Source organism: Shewanella glacialimarina, assembly GCF_020511155.1.
Lineage (GTDB): Bacteria > Pseudomonadota > Gammaproteobacteria > Enterobacterales > Shewanellaceae > Shewanella > Shewanella glacialimarina.
Map to the genome: position 1 here is coordinate 4371912 of NZ_CP041216.1, position 16005 is coordinate 4387916.

Consider the following 16005-nt stretch of genomic DNA (forward strand, 5'->3'; position numbering starts at 1 on the left):
CAAAATGTTATCGCAATTTTTTATTAAAAGACCGATTTTTGCCGCGGTTTTATCGTTGCTATTTTTTATTTCGGGCGCACTTGCTGTTTGGCAATTACCGATCACCGAATACCCTGAAGTAGTTCCACCAACGGTAGTGGTGACTGCAAGCTATCCCGGTGCCAACCCAAAAGTTATCGCTGAAACAGTCGCCTCCCCACTAGAGCAAGAAATCAACGGTGTTGAGAACATGCTATACATGTCATCTCAGGCCACATCTGATGGCCGTATGACATTAACCGTCACCTTTGCCATTGGTAGCGACGTTGATTTAGCCCAGTCTCAAGTACAAAGCCGAGTTGAGCGAGCTAAACCACGTTTACCGCAAACAGTGCAAAGGTTAGGTATTGTCACCGAAAAGTCATCACCTGACTTAACTATGGTGGTGCATTTAACCTCTCCAGATAATCGTTATGACATGTTGTATCTGTCTAACTATGCGGTGTTAAAAGTAAAAGATGAGCTCGCGCGTATTGAAGGCGTAGGCGCTGTGCGGGTATTTGGCGCGGGCGACTACAGCATGCGTGTCTGGCTAGACCCTAACAAAGTGGCAGCGATTGGTTTATCACCGAATGATGTCGTGGCCGCTATACGTGAGCAAAACCAACAAGCAGCAGCCGGCAGTTTAGGCGCGCAGCCCAGTGGCGATAGCGATTTCCAGCTACTTATCAATGTTAAGGGCCGTTTAGCCAACGTTGAAGAGTTTGAACAAATCATTGTTAAGGTAGGCGAACAAGGTCAAATCACCCGCTTAAAAGATGTGGCTCGGGTTGAATTAGGCGCATCGACTTATGCACTGCGTTCAATGCTAGACAATCAAGACGCTGCGGCATTGCCTGTTTTTCAAGCTTCTGGATCTAATGCGATTCAAATATCTGATGATGTTCGCCTTAAAATGGCAGAACTGTCTAAGTCATTCCCAGACGGCTTAGCATATGACATCGTCTACGACCCTACTGTATTCGTGCGCGGTTCAATTAAAGCCGTGGTACAAACATTACTTGAAGCCTTGTTGCTGGTAGTACTTGTTGTTGTGCTATTTTTACAAACCTGGCGTGCATCCATTATTCCATTAGTGGCGGTTCCGGTATCGCTTGTGGGTACTTTTGCCTTTATGCACCTAATGGGCTTCTCACTGAATGCCTTATCATTGTTTGGCTTAGTGCTGGCGATTGGTATCGTGGTCGATGATGCTATTGTGGTGGTTGAAAACGTTGAACGAAATATTTCTGATGGTTTATCACCTGTTGCTGCCACCCAAAAGGCAATGAAAGAAGTGACCGGTCCCATTGTTGCTACCACATTGGTACTGGCGGCGGTATTTATTCCAACCGCCTTTATGTCAGGTTTAACCGGACAGTTTTATAAGCAGTTTGCACTAACCATTACCATTTCAACCTTTATTTCGGCGATTAACTCGTTAACCCTTAGCCCTGCGCTATCGGCATTATTGCTAAAAGGACATCACGAGAAAAAAGACGCACTTACCCGCGGCATGGATAAGCTATTAGGCGGCTGGTTATTCAATCCGTTTAATCGCCTGTTTGCACGTATGTCTAATGGTTACGGTTGGTTAGTTAAAAAAATCATCCGCTTCGGTGCTGTTGTTGGCATTCTATATATTGGTTTAGTGGGCTTAACTGGCTTACAGTTTGCTAATACCCCTACCGGATATGTACCAGGCCAGGATAAACAGTATCTTATTGCTTTTGCTCAGCTGCCTGACGCCGCATCGTTAGACCGCACTGAAGCCGTGGTTAAAGAAATGTCGCGTATTGCCTTAGCACAACCAGGTGTCGCCCATGCTGTCGCCTTTCCAGGTTTAAGCATTAACGGCTTTACCAACAGTACTAACAGCGCGATTGTATTTACCCCATTAGATAGCTTTGATGACCGCAGCGATCCATCATTATCAGCAGGTGCTATTGCAGCGGCGTTAAATCAAAAATTTGCAGCCATTGACGGCGCATTTATTGCTATTTTCCCACCACCGCCAGTACAAGGCTTAGGCACCATTGGTGGCTTTAGATTACAAATTCAAGACCGCGCTAACTACGGTTACGAAGAGTTGTATAAAGTGACCATGCAAGTGATGCAAAAAGCATGGGCAACGCCAGAACTAGCAGGAGTGTTCTCGAGTTATCAAGTCAATGTGCCACAACTTGAAGTGAACATCGATCGCACCAAAGCCAAACAGCAATCGGTGTCGTTAGACGAATTGTTCTCTACCCTGCAGGGATACATGGGTTCGGTTTACGCCAACGACTTCAACCAATTTGGCCGCACTTATCAAGTGAACGTACAAGCAGATGAGCAGTTTAGACAAACGCCTGAACAAATCGCCCAACTTAAAGTACGTAACAACCAAGGTGAAATGGTGCCTATTGGATCGTTTATTAATGTCACCAATTCATCTGGTCCAGACCGAGTGATGCATTACAACGGGTTTACCACAGCCGAGCTTAACGGCGGTGCTGCACCAGGGTTTAGTAGCGGTGAGGCGCAAGCTGCCATTGAAAAGATTTTAGCGGAAACCTTACCTAATGGCATGACCTACGAGTGGACTGAGATCACCTACCAACAGATCCTCGCAGGTAATGCTGGCGCGTATATTTATCCATTAATTATCTTATTAGTGTTTATGGTATTAGCGGCGCAATATGAAAGTTTAAGCTTACCTTTAGCCATCATTCTCATTATTCCCATGACGCTGTTGTCGGCATTAACAGGGGTGCTTATCTACGGTGGAGATAACAATATTTTTACCCAGATTGGGTTAATTGTCCTAGTAGGGCTAGCAACCAAAAATGCCATCCTCATTGTTGAGTTTGCCAAAGAGTTACAAGATGAGGGCATGGAAGCATTAGAAGCCATACTTGAAGCGGGCCGTTTACGTTTAAGGCCTATTTTAATGACCTCGATAGCCTTCATTATGGGCGTGGTACCTATGGTTTTTTCTAGCGGACCTGGTTCAGAAATGCGTCAAGCAATGGGTGTTGCGGTATTCTCTGGCATGATTGGGGTAACTATTTTTGGCCTTATCTTAACGCCACTGTTTTATTATGCGCTCGCAAAACGTGGCAAAAATAAAACCGAATTAGCTGAATCAAGCATAACCCAAGATTAACCACGTTATTGATTCAATGATAACCAAAAAGAGGTCACCTTAGGGTGACCTCTTTTTATGACTAATAACGCTACTCTACACCCACTTGATCCATTATTGCACTTGTGACCAAACGGGCAACGCAGGAAATGCGCCTTTTTTCGCACACGTTATCGCACCACACTTAATCGCAAACTCAGCAGCAGTTTGAACCTTCACTCGATTAAGCAATTTTTGCACTAAAAGCTCTGGCGCTAAATATCCTTCATCACTGCCAAGTTCATATAAGAACCCCGCAACAAAACTATCTCCGGCGGCTGTAGTATCTGTGGCGACAATTTTAGGCACCGGCAACTCAAAGGAAAATTCAGCGCTGTGACATAAAATGGACTCTGGGCCATTGGTGACCAAAATTAACCTCACCCCTTGTCCAATACAGAATGCTAAATATTCGTCAAATGATGCCCCACGCTCCTGAGCCAAATACAGTGCCTCCTCTTTACTCATTTTAAGCACGTGAGTATAACGAAAGCATTGCTCCACACGGGCTGATAACAACCGAGTGTCTTGCCATAATGACAAGCGTAAATTAACATCAAAACTGACTAAAGCTTGTTCCTTATGCGCTTTTTTAGCACCATAAAGACTGACGTTGAAAATAGCCTTTTCAGTAAAGGTATTAGAACAAAGATGAAAAATATCAATTTTTGACCAGTCGATAGCATCAAAATCAGCTTCACGGTATAGCATGTCAGCAGTGTTCTGCCGATTAAAGCTAAACGACCGCTCCCCCTGCGAATCCAAACTAACTAACACTGTGGCAGTAGCAGCATCTGGTATTAATGCTAAACAACTAACATCAACACCTTGTTCTACCAGTGTATTTGTTAACAACTGGCCATGATCGTCAGCACTAATGCCACCAGCAAAAAGACTCTTACCACCTAATTTAGCGTAACCCACAGCGACATTGGCAGGCGCGCCGCCAGGGATAGGCTCGTGAACCAAACCAGAATGGCCCACCGGAAGTAAATCAATTAATACTTCACCAAAACTCAATAATGTACTCATATAAAACGTCCAAAAAAAAGCCCATTTGCATGGGCTTGTTAACAGGGATCTCTAAAAACTAATACAACTAATACAACTAATACAACTAATACTATTACAACTAAGGTTATGACAATAAACGATTAAAACTCGTACTTAACCGTGGCGCTGGTTGTACGACCGTTAATGGTTCTGGCACGAATGATATTGTTATCGGGTACAGAACCTTCTTCAGCTTCGGTAATACCCACAGTATCAAACAAGTTATTGACGTTAAGCGCGACGGATAACGCATTGGTTAACTGGTAAGATGCAAACGCATTGACTTGAGTATAACCATCAAAACTTAGGTCATTATTATCTTGAGCATAAGACTCAGTGGTACCAATCAAATTGACCCCAACAGAGCCTTTATCAAAGTTATAACGGCCCATTAGCGAGTAAATAAAATCAGCTTGGCGACGAGGTGTGTTGCCAATTACACTTGGATTAAGGGCATCTTTAACAATTTCAGCATCGGTCCAGGTTACGTTACCGCGAAAATCGAAATCACCAACATAATAAGCACCTTCTAACTCAATCCCTTTGGCTTCATATTTACGGTCAAAGAATATTTGGCTAGTGGCTTCAAAGTTTTGCTCTTCTGTTTCAGAGTAAAACGCCGTGGCAAATAGCGACACGCTATCGTAACGATACTTCACACCCACTTCGTACTGGTCTACTTCATCCACAGAGTCTTCGTCAGAAACTGAACCATCAGCATTCACTTTACCAAACAACAAACGGTCAGCATTGGCACGACCACCATGACTGATACGACCAAATGCGGCTAAATCTTCAGATACTTGATAGTTAGCACCTAATGAATATGATAGGTAACCCCAGTCATAATTCACTAGTTGTGGGTTAGCATTATCAATTGACGACACACTTAGCTCAGGCTGAGAAATCACCCCATCACGGTTCATATCCACTTGTGATTGCACATTACCCGCATAGTAACCACTGGCATCGCCAGAGTCATAGCGCACGCTACCGTCTAATGATAAATCGCCGAACTTAGATGACGCAGCAATATACGGTGCTTTAATAGTGTAGTCTGAATCATAGTTACGTTGACAGCAATTGCCCCAGTAAGGCACGCCATAAGCGTATAAACCATTATCTGAGTACTCAGAGCCATCGGCACCGACCACATCTAAAAGTGCCGCATTATCGCCTTGCACTTCCATCAAATAAGAGTTCCACATCCAAGTCATATTGATATTTTGCGTGGCAGTATAAAAACCAAAAGTGACATTAGAATCATCAAACGTTTTGGTTAATTTCATGTCATTGACGATAGAACCAAAGTCATTCATGGTCACATCAAAACTGTGTACGCGCATAGCTAAATCACTATCAAATGCTTGACCCGCTTTGGCACCATTAGCATAAATCAGTGATGATCCGCTGCCACCAATACTGTCAGCAATACTCGAGCTGTTAGCCACTTCAGCAGGCATTAACGACATAAAATTACCGCTAACATCCGAGATGCGGAAACGGTTTTCAACTAACCAGTCATCGCCTAAATCAAATGAAGCTTCTAGTCCAACTGAATTCACAATCGGATTCATACCATCACGCATATCACCACGGCTGATATTGCCGTCAGCATCTAAGCGCAGGGTTGATAACATGTTAGCCGAATGAACCGTATCAGATTGGGCATCAAATCCAGGTATTGAACTGCCATCTGAATACATTGGCATCGGTAAGTAGCCAATACTTTTGTCGTCTAAATGTTTGAAATACAAACGCACATAACCAGAATCAAATTCTTTGGTTAAGTTAGCTTTAATTTGGCCACCCTTGTTCGCGGTGTAACCAGGATCACGCGGACCATCACCGGTACGTACAAAACCACCAATATGAAAACGCATAGAGTCATTAATGCTTGCGCCATATTCAAAATCAGTACGCAAAGTATCGTAATCAAGACCCACAGTAGACGAAATACTGCCAGCATCACTGGTGCCCGTTTTACTAATGACGTTAATAATACCGCCTGGTGCGTTACTGGCAGCTGTTGAGGCTGAACCACCACGGATTGATTCAATAGTTTGTGTTGTAGAATCAATACGTAAGAAAATATCCGCATTACCAAATGCAATATCACCAAACTGTAAAATAGGTAAACCATCTTCTTGAATTTGTAAGAATTTAGCTCCACCAGAGGCAACAGGTAAACCACGTACTGCAATGTTGGCGTTACCTTCACCACCGGTCGATTCAACCTTCATGCCCGGAATAATACGGAACGCTTCGGCTGATGAACGAGGTGAGCTAATTGCTAAATCTTCTGGTGACACACTGCTCACTGACACGCTCGAGTCCATTACACGTGTACCACGTGCGACACCCGTTACCACAATGCGCTCAAGACCAATGGCGTCTTTTTTAGTTTCCACAGTGTCAGCAGCCCACAAGCTTGAACTGACCATCACAGCTAGCGTACTTAATACAAATTTCTTAGATGTGCTTTTTATCATTTTTATGTCCCCACATAGAGTGTATTGATGTTGTCTTATCTCCCCATAACAACATCAGTAATATATTCATCAATCGAACTAAGCCCCCAAACTAGCTCAGTAGCGAGTCAAAAGGTTAAGGTTAAGGTTAAAGTTAAATCCAAGCCCTTACTTAATCGATTAAGTTACAAGTTAGCAACTAAATAGTAAATTGCAAGTACAATTTATGTTCAATTATCGTTAACAGGATTAAAAAATCGCCTAAGTAGATGTTTATTAGATTAAATATTTATAATCGCAGAGGTTCATTATTTAGCGTCAGCGGTCAACAAATGTCCTGACGGATCACGAAGTAGATTGTAGGCTGCCAATAAGCACAACATAAATGCAAAGCCAGTTGCTAAATAAAACCCGTATTTAACATGACCAAATATGTCGCCTACCACTCCCATCAACAATGGACCTAATGCAGCAGAAAGCGCAGTAAAGAATAAAATAACCCCAGCAACCGAACCGTGCTGGTCAACAGGGAAACAACTGATCCCTTTAGAGTTTAATGTTGGATACATCATTGACATAAACAAGCCTGATAAAGGCAATAAAATAACCGCCGCAGAAATGCCATACATCATTGCACCTAAATAACATAGGCTAATTGCTAGGCTGAACCAAAACATCACTTGCTGCCAACTGTATCGATTGAGGATCCAGCCACCTAAGAAACGTCCCAGTGCCCGTAATGTGAAAAAGATTGTTAGTGCATACGTCGCGATTAATGCCAACTCACCTTCATAGTTGAGTAATAGCGTCGGCATCCATACATAAATGGCCACTTCAGTAGCAACATAAAGCCCAATCGCTAAAGAGTAGCCCAATGCATAAGGGTTTCTCATCATGCTAAACGTACTGGCTAGATTAATATCTTGAGTAGATGAGCGCTTAAGTTGCGGGTATTCAGCTTTATAAGCTAACCAACATAATATTAAACAAAACACCCCAGCGCCAAAATACAGATATTTCCACGACACGCCTGTTATCAATAAATAACTGACAATCGCCGGACCGACCATAGCACCCACACCGAAATAGCCTTCGACGGTGTTCATGGTGCTTGAGTGTTGTTTCGAGTTAGTTGAAATATCACCAATTAATCCTAGCGCACCCGTTTTGAACACCCCAATAGCAATACCGACTAACGCCAACAAACATAGAAAATAATAAAATGACTCACCTAAAGCGAACATAAAACTGGCTAGCGCAAACAACATTAAACCAATTAAAATTGTTATTTTTCGGCCTAACTTATCTGCAAGAAAGCCTAAAAACAGCCCACTTAATGCAATAAAAAGCATTGGCATGTAATGAAATGCGCTCGCTTGTGACATCGATAAGTCAAATGTGTTAATCAGCTCAGGAATAATCACTCCCACCGCATCAGAAGTCATCGCGAACATAAAAAACATTAAATATGTTAGTATCCTTATCCTAGTGTTACCACTATTCTCATTATCATTCATATGGTTAGCCATATTTCTCACCTTATTGTTATATGTTTTCTTTGCGGTCACACAGTCTATTTATGGCGACATATTCGTCTTCTCCCACAGAAAACGAATTCAATATTTAAACAAAGCCCTTGAATAATGTTTCATATTGGTTAAATATACAACTTAATCGATTAAGTTTTTTCTAAATACTTACTTTAAGAGTCACCAACATGAAAAATAATGTTCAGCTGATCACTTACGTAGATCGTATAGCGCACTCAGACTTAAAAGGACTCAAACAGGTTCTCGACACAGAACTGCATGATCTCTTTGGTGGCGTACATCTGTTACCTTTTTATTATCCGATTGACGGCAGCGATGCTGGCTTTGACCCTATAGACCATGCAAAAGTAGATGAACGTCTTGGTGATTGGAATGACGTAAAGCAGATTGGCCAACAATACGACATCATGGCCGACTTAATCGTTAACCACATGTCTGCAGAGTCTACCGAGTTTCAAGACGTGCTTGCCAACGGCAAAAACTCTGTTTATTGGGATTTATTTTTAACCAAAGATAGTGTATTTCCAGACGGTTTAAGCGCAGAAAACCAAGCTAAAATTTATCGCCCACGTCCGGGGAGTTGTTTCACCACCTATAAACTCGCGGACGGTACACAAGCCGAGTTTTGGACGACTTTTACCTCAAATCAAATTGATATTAATGTGCATACCGCTGCAGGTCAGGCACATTTAAACAAGGTGCTAACGCGTTTTCATGAAAGCAAAGTCGATCTTATTCGTCTTGACGCTGCGGGTTATGCGATTAAAAAACCAGGCACTAGCTGTTTTATGATTGAAGAATCATTTGAATTTGTCGATGAGTTAGCCAAAAAAGCCAACAGCCTAGGCATGACCACCCTTGCCGAAATTCACTCGCATTACATGACCCAGCTCGATATTGCTAAGCGCGTAGACATGGTGTACGACTTTGCGCTGCCGCCATTGATTCTCCACAGCTTATTTAGCCAAGATGCCAGTGCATTAAGCCATTGGCTATCCATTGCCCCACGTAATTGTGTCACGGTATTAGATACTCATGACGGCATTGGCATTATCGACGCTGGCCCGGTCGGCAATAAAGCAGGTTTATTAACAGCTGCAGAAATTGATAACTTAGTTAATCGCATCCATAGCAATAGCAAAGGTGAAAGCCTGCAAGCAACGGGCGCAGCAGCCAGCAATGTCGACCTATACCAAGTTAATTGCACCTACTACGATGCACTTGGCCAAAATGACATTGATTATTTAATCGCTCGAAGCGTGCAGTTTTTTGCTCCCGGTATACCGCAGGTGTATTACACCGGTTTACTGGCAGTGCCTAATGCCATGGAGTTACTGAATCAAACTCAGGTAGGTCGCGACATTAACCGCCCTTATCTACAGGTAAGCGACATTCAAACAGCCATGCAAAAACCGGTTGTTAAAGCGCTATGTGAGCTGATCACTCTACGCAATAAAGTCGATGCCTTTAATGGTGAGTTCACCATGACAAACCAGGCTAATCAGTTAGATCTTTGTTGGGTGCATGGCGACAGTTCAGCCAAGTTAAGCGTTAATTTTGCCAGCAAAGAAGCCCATATCAACATCGTTGAAGCCCAGCAATCGACTCACATTGTACTGACTGATTTACTGGCTAAACACCGCGGATAATCTGCCGTTTGATTTAAGCTTAAACGTAAACAAGGCGCCTAATTAGGCACCTTGTTGGTATCGATATGATTGTCTCGATCTGATTGTCTCGATCTGATTATCTCGATATATTTGTATCGAACTGTTTGTATCAATAATCGTCCGGTCATCAATATTACATCAACAACTACCACCACGAGAAAGTTCATAACCTAACACTTCAGCATGATGGGCATCAGCAATAAACATTTCTGCGGCTTTACGACCTTTTTGTTCTGAATGCTGGAACACTGTTGTCAGCGGCGGGATAGCTCGTGAGCCTTCATCAATACCATCAAAACCCACCACTCGAATATCTTCAGGGATCCGCAAACCTTGTTGGATTGCCTCGCGCATTAAACTCAAGGCAATGAGGTCACTCATGCACAAAAATACATTCGGACGCGGTACACAATTAAGCGCTTCTTTGGCTGCTATAGCAGCAAAGTCGGCATTACTTTCAGGAATATTCCAAATGCGATCATCACCAAGCTTAACCCCAGTATCACCAATGGCATCCAAATAGCCTTGCAAACGCTGATGTGCTACTGAAGTGTCGATTTCCATAGAATGAATATCATACACGCGGCAGGTTAAGTGAGTGTCGAGCAAGCGTAATCCAAGAATTGCGACCTGATCTTGCTCAGATTGAATTGCCAATTTAGCCACTTCATAGGCACCGGCTTTATTATCGATACTCACCGAAGCACTACGATGAATATTAAAGTCGACCGTCACCACTTTTTTACGGATTTTTTTTAATTGCTCGGCCAATAAACGGTTGCGAGGACGGCCATAACAAATAAAACCATCGACAAAATCATTTACGCCATTCACATTGTCAGAACTGCCAGAAAACAACAGTAAATTAATTTTATGTTGCTCAAAAACTGCCGCAACGCCTTTCATAAACTTACTGGCCACGGGATCAGACACCATGTATTCAATACTGTCCGACAACACTAATGCTACTGTATCGAATTTGCCACGCCTTAAAGATTGCGCTGCTTTATTGGGTCCAAAATATCCTAACTCGTTACAGGCAGCTAGAATGTCTATACGGCGTTTTTCCGACAGCTGATCTGGACGATTAAACGCATTAGATACCGTCGCATTCGACACACCTAATTCTTTGGCAATACTTTTTAAGGTCCAATGCTTGGAGTCTGGCATAACGGGTCCGTTTACGTCGTGATTTTAGCCTAAACAGCTATTTATAACATGAATATAGCGATGCTAAGCGGTGAAAACAACCCAAGCAATACTTCAGATGCTGTCCTAAGGTTGAAGCGAATAAACGGCACCAGCTTGTAAAACTGCTGCCAAATTATAAATGATCTTGCTGTTGAGCATGTTCGACCAGCCTGGCTAAAGACATATTTTGCTCAAACGTAGTACTTTTTAAGCGTTTAGCAAACCAAAATCTCGGTTTCCAATACACGTTATTTAAACTCGAAATCTTAACCCCTTTTTGGGTTGATGCATGTAAAAACCTGGCATCTCCCATGTAAATGCCCACATGACGGGCGCTTTTACCGGTTTTAAAAAATACTAAATCGCCCACTTCTAAGGCTTCACGTGGGACTTCTTTACCTAATACACGTTGCGCATTGACAGAGCGAGGTAACTTTTCACCCACTATGTCAAGATAAGCTAAGTACACAAAACCAGAGCAATCAACACCTTGTTTACTCATACCACCTAATCGATAAGGCGTTCCCGCCCAATCCTGATGGTAAGCTAATAAATTAGGCTCACTCCACTTAGGTAATCTTGGCTCAGCCTTTACAATCACAGGCTTTGGTGGAGGCTTAACAACTGTTACGGGAACCTGAGTGGCACAAGCACTCAGTAATACCGACAAGCTAATAAGCGATAATTTCTTTATCAATTTTATAGACCTCTAAGCCTAAACATATCTGTTAATCACGCTAAACTTTGTTTAAAAAGATTAACTTACAATTATACTGTTCAAGTAATAAACAGGGTAATTTACACCAGTTAAAAAAAATCTCAAAATAAAACTTCTCTCATCTATAAAGTAAAAATGGCAACCTAGGGGTTGCCATTCATTGACATCGATTATATTGATAATAAGTGGTGATTAATTTATCGCCATCGATAGGAAGTAACCAACCAAGGTTGCCGTGATCACGCCAATAAAGCCGGGAATAATAAAGCTGTGATTGAGTACATACTTACCAATATGAGTTGTGCCTGTTCTGTCAAAGCTTATCGCCGCTAAATCACTTGGATAGAATGGGAAAAAGAAGTAAGCATAACAAGCGGGTAGCACACCTATTAGTACAGGTGCAGGGATCCCCAGTGAAAAACCTAATGGCAGCATAATAGTTAAAACCGCAGCCTGACTTTTTAAGAAAATCGATGACACAAACATGGCAATCGCAAATGTCCACGGATAAACACTGACAATATCGCTTACCGCGCTAACCAAATAGGTTTTATGGTGCTCTATAATGGTGTCACTCATCCATGCTATGCCAAAAATAATGATAACCGCTGTCATACCTGCGGTAAATACATTACTGGTGACCACTTTTTTCGGTGATATATTGGTGGCGAGTAAAATAACCGCACCAACAGATAACATCATAAACTGAATCGCTACCGACATACTTACACCATCAGGTAACACTTGTTTGCTAAACATCGCCACCATGATCACAGCAAAAATACCCAGTAAAAATACCATTAAACCTTTCTTTGCAGTTGCCTCTGCGGCTGGAGTTTGCACTTGGTCAGCACTAGGATCGATTAATGACTCACGAAACTCATCATCTTTTAAACGTGCCTGAAACTCTTGATCTTTATCTAAATCTTTACCCCGCTTTAAACTCCAGGTACACGCCACCAGCAAACCGATTAAGGTCGCAGGAATAGTCACCATCAATACATCAATTAAGCCAATATCAAGCTGATTATCTACCGCAGTAGCAAGCACTACAGCTGCAGCGGCTGCTATTGGGCTTGCTGTAATGCCCATTTGTGAGGCAACTGTTGCCATGGCTAATGGCCGTTCAGGTCGGATACCTTTCTTGTATGAGACATCATAAATAACAGGAAGCAGGGGATAAACAGAGTGACCAGTACCAACAAGTACAGTTAACGAATAAGTACACAGGGGACCTAAAAAGACGATATGTTCAGGGTGTTTACGTAACAGCTTTTCAGCAAACTTGACCAACAGTTTTAAACCACCAGTGGCCTCTAATGTTGCTGAAGCCGCGACTACAGCCAAAATAATCAGCATTACGCTGACAGGCGGCGTACCCGGTGCTATACCAAATACAAAAGCCAGTACCGAAACACCTAGCCCACCCAGCAAGCCAAAGGCGATTCCGCCATGGCGTATACCAACAAAAATGACAATTAATAACAACAGCATATGTATATAAAACATTATCAGTACCTACCATATTAAATAGCTGTTGCAGGTATAACACAGCAGAAAATACCGTTAGTGACCAAAATCAAGCTATTACATAAAGCGCCGTACCCAATAGATAAAACTGTGAGTTATTGAACACTTTTTATGAGAGTTATACTCATCTAACTAATTAGTTTACGAAAATCAACTTGAAAGGTTATCGCAGCCAAGCTTCACCCACCAATTAACAAACGGCCACTGATATATATTTTTGACTTACAACGAGTCTAAGTTAATCTTAAGTGCAAAGAATAGTGGTACTAAAGGGCGGCAATTAATGAATCGGCTAATAAATGAGTGCCTTAATGCTACTAAAAATCGGTTCAGAACATACCTAAGCATGGTATTAAGTGGATTATTACTTTTACTTACCAGCCAAATAGCCGCAGCCACTGAGGTTGATAGAGTCATCACTATTACCACCCAAGAGTGGGCGCCCTACCAAATGCAAGTTGGCCAGAAAAATGAGGGTTATGCGATAAAAGCATTAGCCTGTGTAATGGATAAACTTCAACAACCTTATAAGGTAATATTTCTCCCGTGGGGTCGTGCGCAGTTAGAAGTGAAACAAGGTAATTACGATGGTTTTTTTTCAGCCTCACACAACAATGAAAGAGACGATTTTGCGGTATTATCAAATACTTTTATAGCACAGCAATGGAGCTTTTACTTACTCAAAAACACCGCTATCCCCTTAAATCAAGACGCTATTAAATCAAACGCACAATTTGGTGCTCGCAGGCATTCCAACGCTACATTCTGGCTACAAAAACACAATTATAACGTTATCCATCAAACAAGTACTTTAGATGAGTTGATATCCTTGCTTGAAAAAAATCGCATAGGTGCGATCTTAGAAAACAACTTATTTTTTGAAGCTGCAGCCAAACGGGTAAACATCCCACTAAGTGATTTTTCTGTGGTGCCCAATCTAGATAGGTCACTAGGAGTTTATTTTGGTAAAACCTTTTTGACACAATATCCCGATTTTTTAGATAAATTTAATCAACATACTGAAAATTGTAGATTTACCTTAGAATAAGTTAACTAAGCGATTTTGCCAAATAACCTCCATAAGCTTGATTAGCTGATATACAGAAAAGCCAGCACGCTGGCTGGCTTTCTCAATTGAGTCTATTTAATGCAGACAAAATCACCGACTTAGATTTATGAATCAGCGATACGGAGTTCGTCGACCACTTTATCTACATCATCAGCATTTTTGGCTATCGCTATGGCTAAGTCACGTTCTGCATCATTTGTTACCGTCCCTTCTAACGTCACAACACCAGACTTAACATCGACATTAATGTCGGAACCCGTCACATCGTCAGAGAACATCAAACGTGTTTTGACAATCATTGCTATCTTAGCATCGGTTAGCTCGTCACCTAAATCACTGTCGTTACTATCGTCTTGTTGCTTCATAACAGTCAATTGATTATCAATGCTTTCAACGCCGTCCAAGCTTTTAACCAGCTCACTCGCTAATGACTTATCAATACTACCATCAACTTTACCCGTTAAAGTAACCTTACCGGCGTGTACATCGGTATTGATATCAAACGAGTTAAGATTGGTGTTGAGCAATAATGTGGTTTCAACTTTACCGTCAATCCATGCGTCTTTAGCGTCATCCTGCCAATCTTGTGCTGCATTTGCAGAAAAAGCCATTGCACCAAGCATCGTACTTACTACCAAAGATAATGTTGTCTTATTCATAAAGATATCCTCCATTGTTTATCTTGATATTAGTAATGCGCAAATCATGCCAACAAATTAAGGTCATGTTTTAAATGATTTTTATTATTTAACATGTGTGTAAGTCTAATCATTTTTGGACATTTTTACCGACAACAGGTAACTTTTTCACTTGAGCGATAACTAATATTCAAATGGCGATTTAATCACTCAATTCGCTTTACCTTTGTGACTCACATAAAGGCTTTCCATACTGTCGCATCCTATTTGAAGCCATGCACAGCCTTCGGCTAATTGTTGAGCAACCTCTTTATTTGTCGCCTGACGAGCTGCCCACTTGAGTTGATGAAGGACCTGCTGCTCTATATCTAATAGTAATCCTAACGCTGTCCATAGCTCGTCTTGCTTTATCGCTTCACTTGCGCAGTCATACTCATCGCTAAAAGAAAACAAACTAATTGGTTGGGCATCATAAGGGACTATTTCGTCTTGCTTCACTTGCTGTAACAAGGGCACTAAATACTGTAATATGCACCTTCTTGTTTCTGCCATATCCATAAAAATACGCTTGATGTTATAGTCATCAGCATCCGCAATTGCTTTTGTGTAAAACAGCTGTCCTGCTTGACATAAATCAATTGCATCGCTAATTACGCCTAAGTCGATTTGCTTGCTTGATAAACGTTTGATATGTGAATATTGCAATGTCATTTCTCCTATCATCAAATAACTAATAGCTATCCTGTAATATTTATAGTCATAATGGATAAACCAATATTGTTTACCTTATGATCAACGCATACATAATTCGTACACAACACCACAAAAACACTTAAGGCACTGATTAATAAATTATTAATAAGTCAAACTCTCCAGTGTAAACCACATGTTAAGAAATAATTACCGATTGTTATTGTCAAATTTACAAATT

The 16005-nt window shown here is 41.6% G+C and carries 11 protein-coding genes; 3 read left to right on the forward strand and 8 right to left on the reverse strand.

Annotated elements, in window-relative coordinates:
- The first annotated feature begins 4 nt into the window (after positions 1-4).
- The gene (locus tag FJ709_RS19200; protein ID WP_226412133.1) at positions 5-3166 is read left to right on the forward strand and encodes an efflux RND transporter permease subunit; all 3162 of its coding nucleotides are present in this window, start codon (positions 5-7) and stop codon (positions 3164-3166) included.
- Positions 3167-3259: 93 nt separating this feature from the next.
- Here FJ709_RS19200 and FJ709_RS19205 read toward each other — a convergent pair whose 3' ends face one another.
- The 3 genes from FJ709_RS19205 to FJ709_RS19215 all read right to left on the reverse strand — a co-directional run bounded on the left by FJ709_RS19205 (position 3260) and on the right by FJ709_RS19215 (position 8237).
- The gene (locus tag FJ709_RS19205; RefSeq protein ID WP_226412135.1) at positions 3260-4216 is read right to left on the reverse strand and encodes a carbohydrate kinase family protein; all 957 of its coding nucleotides are present in this window, start codon (positions 4214-4216) and stop codon (positions 3260-3262) included.
- A gap of 122 nt (positions 4217-4338) precedes the next feature.
- Positions 4339-6729 carry a TonB-dependent receptor domain-containing protein gene (locus tag FJ709_RS19210; protein ID WP_226412137.1) on the reverse strand — a complete coding sequence of 797 codons (2391 nt, stop codon included), beginning with the start codon at positions 6727-6729 and terminating at the stop codon, positions 4339-4341.
- Positions 6730-7016: 287 nt separating this feature from the next.
- The gene (locus FJ709_RS19215; protein ID WP_226412139.1) at positions 7017-8237 is read right to left on the reverse strand and encodes an MFS transporter; all 1221 of its coding nucleotides are present in this window, start codon (positions 8235-8237) and stop codon (positions 7017-7019) included.
- 188 nt (positions 8238-8425) lie between these two features.
- Here FJ709_RS19215 and gtfA point away from each other — a divergent pair, with 188 nt between their 5' ends.
- Positions 8426-9907 (forward strand): sucrose phosphorylase, encoded by a 1482-nt coding sequence (gtfA, locus tag FJ709_RS19220; RefSeq protein WP_182744670.1) that lies wholly within the window; start codon positions 8426-8428, stop codon positions 9905-9907.
- Positions 9908-10066: 159 nt separating this feature from the next.
- Here the strand turns inward: gtfA and FJ709_RS19225 are convergent, their stop codons facing one another.
- From FJ709_RS19225 to FJ709_RS19235, 3 genes are all read right to left on the reverse strand, one after another.
- Complete coding sequence (locus tag FJ709_RS19225) at positions 10067-11098, reverse strand: LacI family DNA-binding transcriptional regulator (protein WP_101088655.1); 1032 nt, start codon at positions 11096-11098, stop codon at positions 10067-10069.
- Positions 11099-11252: 154 nt separating this feature from the next.
- The gene (locus tag FJ709_RS19230) at positions 11253-11813 is read right to left on the reverse strand and encodes a C40 family peptidase (RefSeq protein WP_226416062.1); all 561 of its coding nucleotides are present in this window, start codon (positions 11811-11813) and stop codon (positions 11253-11255) included.
- Between the two features lie 216 nt (positions 11814-12029).
- Positions 12030-13346: an anaerobic C4-dicarboxylate transporter gene (locus FJ709_RS19235; protein WP_226412141.1), complete on the reverse strand. Its 1317-nt coding sequence runs from the start codon at positions 13344-13346 to the stop codon at positions 12030-12032.
- A gap of 304 nt (positions 13347-13650) precedes the next feature.
- Here FJ709_RS19235 and FJ709_RS19240 point away from each other — a divergent pair, with 304 nt between their 5' ends.
- Positions 13651-14415, forward strand: a complete 765-nt coding sequence (locus FJ709_RS19240) for a substrate-binding periplasmic protein (protein ID WP_226412143.1) — start codon at positions 13651-13653, stop codon at positions 14413-14415.
- Between the two features lie 125 nt (positions 14416-14540).
- Here the strand turns inward: FJ709_RS19240 and FJ709_RS19245 are convergent, their stop codons facing one another.
- Together FJ709_RS19245 and FJ709_RS19250 are read right to left on the reverse strand one after the other, a co-directional pair.
- Positions 14541-15095, reverse strand: a complete 555-nt coding sequence (locus FJ709_RS19245) for a BON domain-containing protein (protein ID WP_226412145.1) — start codon at positions 15093-15095, stop codon at positions 14541-14543.
- A 189-nt stretch (positions 15096-15284) separates the two neighbouring features.
- Positions 15285-15785 (reverse strand): ferritin family protein, encoded by a 501-nt coding sequence (locus FJ709_RS19250; RefSeq protein ID WP_226412147.1) that lies wholly within the window; start codon positions 15783-15785, stop codon positions 15285-15287.
- Between the last annotated feature and the right edge of the window lie 220 nt (positions 15786-16005).

Coding starts and splice junctions, on each gene's coding strand:
- FJ709_RS19200 (WP_226412133.1), top strand. CDS start 5: ATGTTATCGCAATTTTTTATTAAAAGACCGATTTTTGCCGCGGTTTTA.
- FJ709_RS19205 (WP_226412135.1), bottom strand. CDS start 4,216: ATGAGTACATTATTGAGTTTTGGTGAAGTATTAATTGATTTACTTCCG.
- FJ709_RS19210 (WP_226412137.1), bottom strand. CDS start 6,729: ATGATAAAAAGCACATCTAAGAAATTTGTATTAAGTACGCTAGCTGTG.
- FJ709_RS19215 (WP_226412139.1), bottom strand. CDS start 8,237: ATGGCTAACCATATGAATGATAATGAGAATAGTGGTAACACTAGGATA.
- gtfA (WP_182744670.1), top strand. CDS start 8,426: ATGAAAAATAATGTTCAGCTGATCACTTACGTAGATCGTATAGCGCAC.
- FJ709_RS19225 (WP_101088655.1), bottom strand. CDS start 11,098: ATGCCAGACTCCAAGCATTGGACCTTAAAAAGTATTGCCAAAGAATTA.
- FJ709_RS19235 (WP_226412141.1), bottom strand. CDS start 13,346: ATGTTTTATATACATATGCTGTTGTTATTAATTGTCATTTTTGTTGGT.
- FJ709_RS19240 (WP_226412143.1), top strand. CDS start 13,651: ATGAATCGGCTAATAAATGAGTGCCTTAATGCTACTAAAAATCGGTTC.
- FJ709_RS19245 (WP_226412145.1), bottom strand. CDS start 15,095: ATGAATAAGACAACATTATCTTTGGTAGTAAGTACGATGCTTGGTGCA.
- FJ709_RS19250 (WP_226412147.1), bottom strand. CDS start 15,785: ATGACATTGCAATATTCACATATCAAACGTTTATCAAGCAAGCAAATC.